Origin of the sequence: Pseudomonas sp. NBRC 100443 (genome assembly GCF_030268185.1) — a bacterium.
In the GTDB taxonomy this organism is placed as follows: domain Bacteria; phylum Pseudomonadota; class Gammaproteobacteria; order Pseudomonadales; family Pseudomonadaceae; genus Pseudomonas; species Pseudomonas citronellolis.
Map to the genome: position 1 here is coordinate 171,103 of NZ_BSQE01000014.1, position 12,528 is coordinate 183,630.

General features: G+C 67.9%; 10 protein-coding genes. 8 read left to right on the forward strand and 2 right to left on the reverse strand.

The features are described from left to right. Positions 1–27: 27 nt before the first annotated feature. The 7 genes from QSJ95_RS19305 to QSJ95_RS19335 all read left to right on the forward strand — a co-directional run bounded on the left by QSJ95_RS19305 (position 28) and on the right by QSJ95_RS19335 (position 7,929). Positions 28–558, forward strand: coding sequence for a DUF5943 domain-containing protein (locus QSJ95_RS19305; RefSeq protein ID WP_009614265.1), 531 nt, complete (start codon positions 28–30; stop codon positions 556–558). A gap of 74 nt (positions 559–632) precedes the next feature. After that, a complete protein-coding gene (gene dgcA / locus QSJ95_RS19310; protein ID WP_058488002.1) occupies positions 633–2,693 on the forward strand; it encodes a dimethylglycine demethylation protein DgcA in 2,061 nt (686 codons plus the stop codon). A gap of 103 nt (positions 2,694–2,796) precedes the next feature. Further along, on the forward strand, positions 2,797–4,779 hold the full coding sequence (gene dgcB / locus QSJ95_RS19315) for a dimethylglycine demethylation protein DgcB (RefSeq protein WP_285644619.1): 1,983 nt from the start codon (positions 2,797–2,799) through the stop codon (positions 4,777–4,779). Positions 4,780–5,056: 277 nt separating this feature from the next. Next, positions 5,057–6,289: an electron transfer flavoprotein subunit alpha gene (etfA, locus tag QSJ95_RS19320; RefSeq protein WP_285644621.1), complete on the forward strand. Its 1,233-nt coding sequence runs from the start codon at positions 5,057–5,059 to the stop codon at positions 6,287–6,289. Between the two features lie 78 nt (positions 6,290–6,367). Continuing rightward, positions 6,368–7,141 carry an electron transfer flavoprotein subunit beta gene (etfB, locus tag QSJ95_RS19325; RefSeq protein ID WP_043270269.1) on the forward strand — a complete coding sequence of 258 codons (774 nt, stop codon included), beginning with the start codon at positions 6,368–6,370 and terminating at the stop codon, positions 7,139–7,141. Between the two features lie 261 nt (positions 7,142–7,402). Beyond that, positions 7,403–7,633 carry a hypothetical protein gene (locus QSJ95_RS19330; protein ID WP_009614252.1) on the forward strand — a complete coding sequence of 77 codons (231 nt, stop codon included), beginning with the start codon at positions 7,403–7,405 and terminating at the stop codon, positions 7,631–7,633. Continuing rightward, on the forward strand, positions 7,630–7,929 hold the full coding sequence (locus QSJ95_RS19335) for a cell division protein ZapA (RefSeq protein WP_009614251.1): 300 nt from the start codon (positions 7,630–7,632) through the stop codon (positions 7,927–7,929). Before QSJ95_RS19330 ends, QSJ95_RS19335 begins: the two co-directional genes overlap by 4 nt. A 457-nt stretch (positions 7,930–8,386) precedes the next feature. Here the strand turns inward: QSJ95_RS19335 and QSJ95_RS19340 are convergent, their stop codons facing one another. Further along, positions 8,387–9,811, reverse strand: coding sequence for an aspartate ammonia-lyase (locus QSJ95_RS19340; protein WP_285644626.1), 1,425 nt, complete (start codon positions 9,809–9,811; stop codon positions 8,387–8,389). A 222-nt stretch (positions 9,812–10,033) separates the two neighbouring features. Here QSJ95_RS19340 and QSJ95_RS19345 point away from each other — a divergent pair, with 222 nt between their 5' ends. Further along, positions 10,034–10,948, forward strand: a complete 915-nt coding sequence (locus tag QSJ95_RS19345; RefSeq protein ID WP_009614249.1) for a LysR substrate-binding domain-containing protein — start codon at positions 10,034–10,036, stop codon at positions 10,946–10,948. A gap of 360 nt (positions 10,949–11,308) precedes the next feature. Here the strand turns inward: QSJ95_RS19345 and adhP are convergent, their stop codons facing one another. Continuing rightward, entirely contained in the window at positions 11,309–12,343 is a 1,035-nt protein-coding gene (gene adhP, locus QSJ95_RS19350; protein WP_009614247.1) for an alcohol dehydrogenase AdhP, read from the reverse strand. Positions 12,344–12,528 lie beyond the last annotated feature (185 nt).

Below are 12,528 nucleotides of genomic sequence, written 5' to 3' on the forward strand. Positions count from 1 at the left end.
CATCAACCGGATTCCGAGAACCGAACCATGGCCAAACACGCCCCCGAACTGCCCATCGAAGTCGACAGCGAAACCGGCGTCTGGACCACCGACGCCCTGCCGATGCTCTACGTGCCGCGGCACTTCTTCGTCAACAACCACATGGGCATCGAGGAAGAGCTGGGCGCCGAGCGCTATGCCGAAATCCTCTACAAGGCCGGCTACAAGTCCGCCTGGCACTGGTGCGAGAAAGAGGCCGAATGCCACGGCATCGAAGGCGTGGCGGTGTTCGAGCACTACATGAAGCGCCTGTCGCAGCGCGGCTGGGGCCTGTTCCAGATCGAGCAGATCGACCTCGACAAGGGCACCGCCCAGGTGCGCCTGAAGCACTCCGCCTTCGTGTACGTGTACGGCAAGGTCAACCGCAAGGTCGACTACATGTTCACCGGCTGGTTCGCCGGCGCCATGGACCAGATCCTCCAGGCCCGCGGCAGCAGCATCCGCACCGTGGCCGAGCAGGTCTACAGCGGTTCGGAAGACGGCCACGACGACGGCCTGTTCATCGTCAAGCCGCTCTGATCCACGACTTCGGCACAGGCGGCCCGCCGGCCGCCACCACAACAAGAAACCTCTGATCCCGTGAGGATGCCGCAATGGCTTTCGAGGCAATGTTCCAGCCGATCCAGATCGGCAAGCTGACCATCCGCAACCGCGTGCTCTCCACCGCCCACGCCGAGGTCTATGCCACCGACGGCGGCATGACCACCGAGCGCTACGTGAAGTACTACGAGGAGAAGGCCAAGGGCGGCATCGGCCTGGCCATCTGCGGTGGTTCCTCGGTGGTCGCCATCGACAGCCCGCAGGAGTGGTGGAGCTCGGTGAACCTGTCCACCGACCGCATCATCCCGCACTTCCAGAACCTGGCCGACGCCATGCACAAGCATGGGGCCAAGATCATGATCCAGATTACCCACATGGGCCGCCGCTCGCGCTGGGACGGCTTCAACTGGCCGACGCTGATGTCGCCTTCGGGCATCCGCGAGCCGGTGCACCGCGCCACCTGCAAGACCATCGAGCCGGAAGAGATCTGGCGGGTGATCGGCAACTACGCGCAGGCCGCGCGCCGGGCGAAGGAAGGCGGCCTGGACGGCGTCGAGCTGTCCGCCGTGCACCAGCACATGATCGACCAGTTCTGGAGCCCGCGCGTCAACAAGCGCACCGACGAATGGGGCGGCACCTTCGAGGGCCGCATGAAGTTCGGCCTGGAAGTGCTCAAGGCCGTGCGCAAAGAGGTCGGTGACGACTTCTGCGTGGGCATGCGCATCTGCGGCGACGAGTTCCACCCGGACGGCCTGTCCCACGAGGACATGAAGCAGATCGCCAAGTACTACAGCGACACCGGCATGCTCGACTTCATCGGCGTGGTCGGCTCCGGCTGCGACACCCACAACACCCTGGCCAACGTCATCCCCAACATGACCTACCCGCCGGAGCCCTTCCTGCACCTGGCGGCGGGCATCAAGGAAGTGGTCAACGTGCCGGTGCTGCACGCGCAGAACATCAAGGACCCGAACCAGGCCACGCGCATCCTCGAAGGCGGCTACGTGGACATGGTCGGCATGACCCGCGCGCACATCGCCGACCCGCACCTGATCGCCAAGATCAAGATGGGCCAGGTCGACCAGATCAAGCAGTGCGTCGGCGCCAACTACTGCATCGACCGCCAGTACCAGGGCCTGGACGTGCTGTGCATCCAGAACGCCGCCACCAGCCGCGAATACATGGGCGTGCCGCACATCATCGAGAAGACCACCGGCGTGAAGCGCAAGGTCGTCGTCGTCGGTGGCGGCCCGGCCGGGATGGAAGCCGCGCGGGTGGCGGCCGAGCGCGGCCACGACGTGACCCTGTTCGAGAAGAAGGACCAGCTCGGCGGGCAGATCACCACCGCCTCGAAAGCGCCGCAGCGCGACCAGATCGCCGGCATCACCCGCTGGTACCAGCTGGAGCTGGCGCGCCTGGGGATCGACCTGCGCCTGGGCACCGCTGCCGATGCCGACACCATCCTCGACCTGCGCCCGGACGTGGTGGTGCTGGCCAACGGCGGCCACCCGTTCCTCGAACAGAACGAACACTGGGGCGCCGCCGAGGGCCTGGTGGTGAGCAGCTGGGACATCCTCGACGGCAAGGTCGCCCCCGGCAAGAACGTGCTGGTCTACGACACCATCTGCGAATTCAGCGGCATGTCGGTGGCCGACTTCCTCGCCGACAAGGGCGCGCTGGTGGAGATCGTCACCGACGACATCAAGCCCGGCGTGGCCATCGGCGGCACCACCTTCCCCACCTACTACCGCAGCATGTACCCCAAGGAAGTGATCATGACCGGCGACCTGATGCTGGAAAAGGTCTACCGCGAGGGCGACAAGCTGGTGGCGGTGCTGGAGAACGAATACACCGGCGCGAAAGAGGAGCGGGTGGTCGACCAGGTCGTCGTGGAGAACGGCGTGCGCCCGGACGAGAGCCTGTACTACGCGCTCAAGCAGGGCTCGCGCAACAAGGGCCAGATCGACGTCGAGGCGCTGTTCGCGATCAAGCCGCAGCCGTGCCTAAGCGAGCCGGGCGACGGCTACCTGCTGTTCCGCATCGGCGACTGCGTGGCCCAGCGCAACACCCACGCGGCGATCTACGACGCGCTGCGGTTGTGCAAGGACTTTTAAAGAAGCTTGAAGCTGGAGGCTTGAAGCTGGAAGCGAAGGGCGGCCCGAACCGCTTCCAGCTTCCAGCTTCCAGCTTCCGGCTCCCCCAACCGGGTGAGCTGCAATGCTGAATATCATTCTTCCCCTCCTGCTCTTCGCCGCCCTGGCACTCGCCGTGTTGGGCGCCGTGAAGCGCTTCGCCATGTGGCGCCGCGGGCGGCCCGCGCAGGTCGACTGGCTCGGCGGCCTGCTGGCCATGCCGCGGCGCTATCTGGTGGACCTGCACCATGTGGTCGAGCGCGACAAGTACATGTCCAGGACCCACGTGGCCACCGCAGGCGGCTTCGTCCTGGCGGCGCTGCTGGCCATCGTCGTGCACGGCTTCGGCCTGCACAGCCGGATTCTCGGCTTCGCCCTGCTGGCGGCCACGGCGCTGATGTTCGGCGGCGCGCTGTTCGTCGCCAAGCGCCGCCTAGACCCGCCGTCGCGGCTGTCGAAGGGCCCGTGGATGCGCCTGCCCAAAAGCCTGCTGATGTTCTCGGCGAGCTTCTTCATCGCCACGCTGCCCGTGGCCGGCATCCTGCCCGAAGGCTTCGGTGGCTGGTTCCTGGCGGCCATCCTCGCCATCGGCGTGGCCTGGGGCGTGTCCGAGCTGTTCTTCGGCATGACCTGGGGCGGGCCGATGAAGCACGCCTTCGCCGGCGCCCTGCACCTGGCCTGGCACCGCCGCTCCGAGCGCTTCGCTGGCGGCCGCTCCACCGGCCTGAAAGCCCTCGACCTCAGCGACCCCATGGCCCCGCTGGGCGTGGAAAAACCCACCGACTTCACCTGGAACCAGCTGCTCGGCTTCGACGCCTGCGTGCAGTGCGGCAAGTGCGAGGCCATGTGCCCGGCCTTCGCCGCCGGCCAGCCGCTGAACCCGAAGAAGCTGATCCAGGACATGGTCATCGGCCTGGCCGGCGGCAACGACGCCAAGTTCGCCGGTAGCCCTTACCCATCCCTTGACGGCCGCGGCAAGCCGCTCGGCGAGCACAGCGGCGGCCCGCACCTGCCCATAGTCGCGCTGGAAGGCAAGGCCCTGGTGGATGCCGAGACGCTGTGGTCGTGCACCACCTGCCGCGCCTGCGTCGAGGAATGCCCGATGATGATCGAGCACGTCGACGCCATCGTCGACATGCGCCGCCACCTCACCCTGGAAAAGGGCGCCACCCCGAACAAGGGCGCCGAGGTGCTGGAGAACCTGATCGCCACCGACAACCCCGGCGGCTTCGCCCCCGGCGGCCGGCTGAACTGGGCGGCCGACCTGAACCTGCCGCTGATGAGCGAGCAGAAGCAGGCCGACGTGCTGTTCTGGGTCGGCGACGGCGCCTTCGACATGCGCAACCAGCGCACCCTGCGCGCCTTCGTGAAGATCCTCAAGGCGGCGAAAGTGGACTTCGCCGTGCTCGGCCTGGAAGAGCGCGACAGCGGCGACGTGGCCCGCCGCCTGGGCGACGAGGCGACCTTCCAGAACCTGGCCAAACGCAACATCGCCACCCTGGCGCAGTACCGCTTCAAGCGCATCGTCAGCTGCGACCCGCACAGCTTCCACGTGCTGAAGAACGAATACGGCGCCCTGGGCGGCAGCTACGAAGTGCTGCACCACACTACCTTCATCGACGAACTGGTGAAGAACGGCGCGCTGCAACTGGGCCAGAGCAAGGCCGACAGCGTGACCTACCACGACCCCTGCTACCTGGGCCGCTACAACGGCGAGTACGAAGCACCACGCGCTGTGCTCAAGGCCATCGGCATCGAGGTGAAGGAGATGCAACGCTCCGGCTTCCGCTCGCGCTGCTGCGGCGGTGGCGGCGGCGCGCCGATCACCGACATCCCCGGCAAGCAGCGGATTCCGGACATGCGCATGGTCGACATCAAGGAAACCGGCGCGGAACTGGTGGCCGTGGGCTGCCCGCAGTGCACCGCGATGCTCGAAGGCGTGGTGGCGCCGCGGCCGGAGATCAAGGACATCGCCGAGCTGGTGGCGGAGGTGCTGATCGAGAGCGCGGAGGCGCCGGCAAAAAAGCCGGCGGCGGTTAAGCGGGAAGAAGTGGTGGGGGTGCATTGATGAGAGCAGTATTCCTCCCTTTGGGTCCTGTGTTGACTGTGAGTCCGCAGGCCCTCTCCCTAACCCTCTCCCTGAAGGGAGAGGGGACCGTCTCTGCCACGGCGAATATCGGCTTTAGCCGGGTTGCCCGCTGCGCCATTACTTACAGGGAAGCTCGGGTAGCTCCCTCTCCCTTCAGGGAGAGGGCGGGGGGAGAGGGCGGCCCGGGCCTCGATGCCAGCCCGTTCGCGAGCAAGCTCGCTCCTACGAAAAGCCCAGGCTCCCTGGAGGTCCAAGCATGAGCGACATCATCCGCCGCGACCCACGCGCCGAGTGGATCGCCCGCAACCGCCTGCATCCGCTGCACGCGGCCATGCAGTCCGCCCAGGGCGGCGAGGTGCGCTGGATGGGCCCCAACGGCCTGATCCGCAGGAACCCCCACGCCGTTGGCTTCATCGGTCCCAACGGCGTCAGGCGCATCGACCGCTCCGGCGGCCAGCAGGGCAGCGCCGGCAAGCGTTCCAGCGCGCCGGAAGTGGTGCAGCTGCCGCTACAGGTCATCGAGCAGCCGGCGTTCTATATCGCCGTGGTGCCGGACATGGTCGGCGGCCGCCTCTCCAGCCACGACCGCGACCTGCTGGGCCTCGCCCGCAAGCTCGCAGGCGAGGGCGGCGCGGTGCTGGCCATCGTCTTCGGCGAACACAAGGAAAGCGCCTTCGACACCGCCGGCGTCGACCGCCTGCTGCAGGTCGAGGGCGACGAATACGAAGGCTACGCCCCGGAACAGCGGGTGCTGGCGCTGCGCGCCGTGGACGGCCAGTTCGTGCCGCGCCACTGGCTGCTGCCCGATAGCCGCACCGGTGGCGGCGAACTGGGCCGGCGCCTGGCCGCAAGCCTTGGCGAGCGCCCGGCCACCCGCGTCTGGCAGGCCGAGGGCGAGCGCTGCATCGGCCGCGCCGGCGCCGGCCAGCAGGACCTGCAACGGCCGCTGGCGCGTCTGATCCTGGCCGCCGCCGAGTGCGCCGAGCCGGTCAGCGAGACGCGCCACGAGGCCCGCCCGGTCGCCCTGGAAGGCGGCGTGGCGCGCAACCTGCCGCGCATCGAGGACCTCGGCCCGGTGGCCGTGGACCCGGCGCAGATTCCCATGGCCGAGGCCGAATTCATCCTCTCCGGCGGCAACGGCGTGCGCGACTGGGACCTGTTCCACCGCGCCGCCGCGGCCCTGGGCGCCACCGAAGGCGCCTCGCGGGTGGCGGTGGACGACGGCCACATGCCGCGCAACCGCCAGGTCGGTGCCACCGGCACCTGGGTCACCGCGCGGGTCTACCTCGCCGTCGGCATCTCCGGCGCCATCCAGCACCTGCAGGGCATCGGCGCCTGCGACAAGGTGGTGGCGGTGAACATGGACCCCGGCTGCGACATGATCAAACGCGCCGACCTTTCGGTGATCGGCGATTCCACGGCGATTCTCCAGGCGCTGATCCGCCTGGCCGAGGAGTACCGGCAGGGAGGGGCGCGGGATGCGGCCTGAAAGCGGCTGCAAGCTTCAAGCTGCAGGCTTCAAGCAAAAGCGCAGCACGGTGCTGGTCCTTATCCATAGGTACGAACAATGACCGACCTGAACATCGTCACCCTGGTCTCCATCGGCGCCCACCCCGCCTCCGGCCGCGCCCGCCGCGCCGAGCAGGATGCCCGCGCCGTCGAGCTGGGCCTGCGCCTGGCCGGCAAGCGCCTGCAGGTGCTGCACGCCGGCAACCCGCAGGAAGAGGCGCTGCGCAGCTATCTGGGCATGGGCCTGGACGAGCTGGCGGTGCTGGAACAACCAGCCGGCGCCGACGCCTTGCCGGCGCTGGTCGACTACCTCGGCGGCGCCGGCGCGCAACTGGTGCTCACCGGCAGCCAGGCCGAGACCGGGGAAGGCTCCGGCATGCTGCCGTTCCTGCTCGCCGAACGCCTGGGCTGGCCGCTGGTGGTGGGCCTGGCCGAGGTGGAGAAGGTCGAGGGCGGCAGCGCCCAGGTGCTGCAGGCCCTGCCGCGCGGCCAGCGGCGCCGGCTGAAGGTGCGCCTGCCCTTCGTCGCCAGCGTCGACAACGCCGCCCCGGTGGCGCGCCAGAGCGCCTTCGGCCCGGCCCGCCGTGGCTTCATCGAGGCCCACGAGGTGGAGGTCGTCGAGGACGACCTGCTCGCCGCCGGCAGCCTGCAACCGGCGCGCCCGCGGCCCAAGCGGCTCAAGGTGATCAAGGCCAAGACCGGCGCCGAACGCATGAAGGCCGCCACCGCCAAGGCCTCCGGCGGCACCGGCCAGGTGCTCAAGGACCTGGCCCCGGAGGCCGGCGCCGAAGCCATCTTCAAGCTGCTGCGCGAGGAAGGGGTGATCCGCTGAACTTGCCGGCTGCGCCGATGCGCTCTTCGTAGGATGGGTTGAGCGAAGCGATACCCATCAGGCCGCGGCGATGGGTATCGCAAGCTCAACCCATCCTACGGAAGTTCCACCCGCGGCCAAGTCGCTGAAAGCTCACGAAATTCAGCGTCTAAGCTATTGAATTGACAGCATACTTTCCGTCAGGAAAGCGTGTATTTCCCTGGCCGCACAGGCGACTTTTCTTTATCCTCCGCGACCTTTACCACGGCCTCGGAGACTCCCATGCTCGACAGCACTATCGAACAGCTCGAACAACTGGTGGCTGAGCTGCTGCAGCAGAACAAGCAGCTGGCCGACGACAACGCCCAACTGCGCGACAGCCTCGGCAAGGCCAGCGAAGACAACGACGCCCTGCAACTGCAGCTGATGGAGCAGGAAGAGAAGCACAACGCCACCGCCGTGCGCCTGCAGGCCCTGGTCCGCCGCGTCAGCGACAGCCGCGCCAGCGCATGAGCGACGACGGCGTGCGCGTCCTGCGCATCCTCGGCCGCGACTACAGCGTCAAGGCGCCGGCCGGCGAGGAGCGTGCCCTGCAGGAGGCCGCCGCCCTGTTGCAGGCGGAGATCGCCGCCGCCAAGCAGAAATTCCCCTATGTCACCAGCAACGAGCTGTTGCTGCTCAGCGCCCTGAACCTGTGTGCCCGCCAGTTGGCGCCGCGGGGGGAGGCTGAAGAGGGTGACGAACGTGCGGTCGAGCGTCTTGCGGCGCTCAATCGGCGTATTCGTGCGCATTTGCAGGCGCAGGATTGATTTCTTGCCGGGCCTTGGTGCTCGGGCTCAGCACCCTCTCCCCCCGCCCTCTCCCTGAAGGGAGAGGGAGCCAGGCCGTGCCCGCGGAAGATATGCCGCTCGCCGGCTGACTCCAGAATATCCGCAGACACCGTACGGTCCCCTCTCCCTTCAGGGAGAGGGTTAGGGAGAGGGGGCTCTTTCTCACCGGCCAGCCCCGTTCGCGAGCAAGCTCGCTCCTACGAAGAGCAGCCACCCCCAAACCCCAGCCGAAAAAAAAGGGACACCACAATCCGTGGCGTCCCTATGAATGGAGAGAGGGCTGAATATCCTCTCGACCGGTGAGACGTGGCGCTGCGGGAAGTCCCGTCGCGCCGGGCATAAAAGAAGGGACGGGGGATAGCCCATCCCTGAAGGGTGAGAGGCGGGTACTGCCCCTCGACCGGTGAGTCGTGCCCGGCTCGCGCCGGGCGGTGGATCAGGCGCGCAGCGGGATCAGGCGCGGGGCGATCATGTTTTCCGGGCGCAGGATGTCGGCCAGGGTGGCCTCGTCCAGCAGCTTCTCCTCGCGCACCAGTTCCAGCACGCCGCGGCCGGTTTCCAGCGCCACCTTGGCGATGCGGGTGGCGTTCTCGTAGCCGATGTACGGGTTCAGCGCGGTGACCAGGCCGATGCTGTGCTCCACCAGCTGGTGGCAGCGTTCGACGTTGGCGGTGATGCCGGTGATGCAGTGCTCGCGCAGCATGTCCATGGCGCGTTGCAGCAGGCGGATCGAGTCGAAGATCTTGTAGGCGATCAGCGGCTCCATCACGTTCAGCTGCAGCTGGCCGCCCTCGGCGGCGATGGTCAGCGCCAGGTCGTTGCCCATGATCTCGAAGGCGCACATGTTCACCGCCTCCGGGATCACCGGGTTGACCTTGCCCGGCATGATCGAGCTGCCCGGCTGGCGCGGCGGCAGGTTGATCTCGTTGATGCCGGTGCGCGGGCCGCTGGAGAGCAGGCGCAGGTCGTTGCAGATCTTCGACAGCTTGACCGCGGTGCGCTTGAGCATGCCGGAGAACAGCACGAAGGCGCCCATGTCCGAGGTGGCCTCGATCAGGTCGGCGGCCGGCTTCAGCGGCTGGCCGCTGATGGCGGCCAGGCGTTCCACGGCCAGGTGCTGATAGCCGGGGTCGGCGTTGATGCCGGTGCCGATGGCGGTGCCGCCGAGATTCACTTCGGTCAGCAGTTCCGGGGCCAGGCGGCGCAGGCGGTCGAGGTCTTCGCCCAGGGTGGTGGCGAAGGCGTGGAATTCCTGGCCGAGGGTCATGGGCACCGCGTCCTGCAGCTGGGTGCGGCCCATCTTCAGTACGTTGGCGAACTCCTCGCCCTTGGCGGCGAAGGCCTGGATCAGGCTGTCGAGGCTGGCCAGCAGGGTGTCGTGGCCCAGCAGCAGGCCCAGGCGGATGGCGGTCGGGTAGGCGTCGTTGGTCGACTGCGCCATGTTCACGTCGTTGTTCGGGTGCAGGTACTTGTACTCGCCCTTGGCGTGGCCCATCGCTTCCAGGGCGATGTTGGCGATCACCTCGTTGGCGTTCATGTTGGTGGAGGTACCGGCGCCACCCTGGATCATGTCCACCACGAACTGGTCGTGGAAGTCACCGCGGATCAGGCGAGCGCAGGCTTCGCTGATGGCGGCGTGTTTCTCGCCGGGCAGGTGGCCCAGCTTGTGGTTCGCATCGGCCGCGGCCTGCTTGACCATCGCCAGGGCGACGACCAGCTTCGGGTAGTGCGACAGCGGCACACCGGAAAGGCGGAAGTTGTTCACAGCGCGCAGGGTCTGGATGCCGTAGTAGGCCTCAGAAGGTACTTCGAGGGTGCCGAGGAGGTCTTTCTCGATGCGGAACGATGCAACAGGGGACATGATGAGATTTTTCTCAGGAGAACACGGCCAGCGCCGCGATGCCCACTAGACTAGGGATTTCGCCGATCGTCGGCCAATGCTGTTGGAAGCTGTCTCATGCACAAACGGCATAATGTATTCTGTGACGACCTGATGACGGCGAGCGTATGGCCATGCTACGCGCGCCCGTTCATCCACTGACCGATCGATCAAGACCATCCCGCCGCGCCGGGAGGAGACGACGTGAACCTGGAAACCAAATGGCTGGAGGACTTCAGCACCCTGGCCACCACCCGCAGCTTCTCCCAGGCCGCGGAGAAGCGCTTCGTCACCCAGCCGGCCTTCAGCCGGCGCATCCGCAGCCTGGAGGACGCCCTCGGGCTGACCCTGGTGAACCGCCAGCGCACGCCCATCGAGCTGACCGAGGCCGGGCAGCTGTTCCTGGTCACCGCGCGCGCGGTGGTCGAGCAGCTCGGCCAGGTGGTGCGCCACCTGCACCACCTGGAAGGCGGGCAGGGCGAGGTGCTGCAGTTCGCCGCCGCGCACTCCCTGGCCCTGGGCTTCTTCCCGGCGTGGATCGCCCGGCTGCGCGCCGAGGGCCTGAACATCGCCAGCCGCCTGGTGGCGACTAACGTCGGCGAGGCCGTGCACCTGCTGCGCGAGGGCGGCTGCGACCTGATGCTGGCCTTCTACGACCCGGACGCGGCGCTGCAGATGGACCCGGAAGTGTTCCCCTCGCTGCACCTGGGCCGCACCGAGATGCTCCCGGTATGCGCGGTGAATTCCGCCGGCCTGCCGCTGTACGACCTCGACAGCGGCCAGAGCGTGCCGCTGCTGGCCTACAGCGCCGGCGCCTTCCTCGGCCGCGGCGTCAACCTGCTGCTGCGCCAGCGCAACCTGCGCTACACCACGGTCTACGAGACGGCCATGGCCGACAGCCTGAAGAGCATGGCGCTGCAGGGCATGGGCGTGGCCTGGGTGCCGCGCCTGAGCATGGAGGCGGAGCTGGCCCGCGGCGAGCTGGCGGTGTGCGGCGGCCCGCACTGGGTGGTGCCGCAGGAAATCCGCCTGTACCGCTGCGCCCTGGTGCGCAAGGCGCAGATCCGTTTGCTGTGGCGCAAGCTGGAGGGCGGTTTGGGGCTGGGGGAGACCGCCTGAGGCGGGGGAGGGCTTGGCCGTTCGCGGTGGTGTGCTGAACCGTAGGAGCGAGCTTGCTCGCGAACCGTGTTTCCTGGTGGCTTCGGTGTTTGGCCTGCGGAGCGCCCTCTCCCTAACCCTCTCCCTGAAGGGAGAGGGGACCGTTGGGCAGACGCTGATGTTTTGGAGTTAGCCGGCTAGCGCAGAGATTGCCGGCTGACTCCAAGCCTCCTCTCGGCACGGGCAAGCCCCCTCTCCCTTCAGGGCGGGGCGCGCAGCCGAGGGTTGGGGAGAGGGAGCGGAGTAATGCCCCACACCAAAGCCCCCGGCAAAACACCGCCCCCGTCACTCCCGCGAGCGCGGGAGCCCAGCGCCTGAGGCCTACATCTCCACCACAATCCGCCCCTCGATCTCCCCCGCCCGCATCTTGTCGAAAATTCCGTTGATATCCTCCAGCTTCCCGGCGCTTACCGTCGCCTTCACCAGCCCTTCGCCAGCGAAGTCCAGCGCCTCCTGCAGGTCCGCGCGGGTGCCGACGATGGAGCCGGTGATGTGCAGGCCCTTGAGCACCACGTCGAAGATCGGCGTGGGGAAGTCGCCCGGCGGCAGGCCGACCAGGGAGATGGTGCCGCCGCGGCGGGCCATGCCGATGCCCTGGCCGAAGGCGCTGTTGGACACCGCCGTCACCAGTACGCCGTGGGCGCCGCCGATGTCGCGCTGGACCACTTCCACCGGGTTTTCCTTCTTCGCGTTGATGGTCAGGCTGGCGCCGAGCTTGCGCGCCAGCTCCAGCTTGGCGTCGTCCACGTCCACCGCCACCACGTGCAGGCCCATGGCCTTGGCGTACTGCACCGCGACGTGGCCCAGGCCGCCGATGCCGGAGATGGCCACCCACTGGCCGGGGCGTGCCTTGGTTTCCTTCAGGCCCTTGTACACGGTGACGCCCGCGCAGAGGATCGGGGCGATTTCGGTGAAGCCAATGCCCTTGGGCAGGTGGCCGACGAAGTTCGGGTCGGCCAGCACGTATTCGGCGTAGCCGCCGTTCACCGAGTAGCCGGTGTTCTGCTGCTGCGTGCAGAGGGTTTCCCAGCCGGTCAGGCAGTGCTCGCAGCAGCCGCAGGCGGTGTACAGCCAGGGCACGCCGACGCGGTCGCCTTCCTTCACCCGGGTCACCCCGGCGCCCACCGCGGCGACGTAGCCGACGCCCTCGTGGCCGGGAATGAACGGCAGGCTCGGCTTCACCGGCCAGTCGCCCTCGGCGGCGTGCAGGTCGGTGTGGCAGACGCCGGAGGCCTCGATCTTCACCAGGATCTGGCCGGGGCCGGGCAGCGGCACCTTCACTTCTTCCAGGCGCAGCGGCGCGCCGAAGGCGTGCACCACTGCCGCTTTCATGGTCTGGGGCAGGGTCGAGGACATGGCAAGCTCTCCTTGTGCAAACGAACGGGGGCGGGCGAAAGCCGGTCTGCGCCGCGGGTTGCATCAGTCTGAGCCCTTGAGCCTAGGCGATATTGAGCTGGAGCAAGGACCGCGCGCCTCATCCCTTGGCAGCACCCGCCCAACGGCCCGCGCACGGACTCCACGAACGGCGCGGCCTTGCGGTA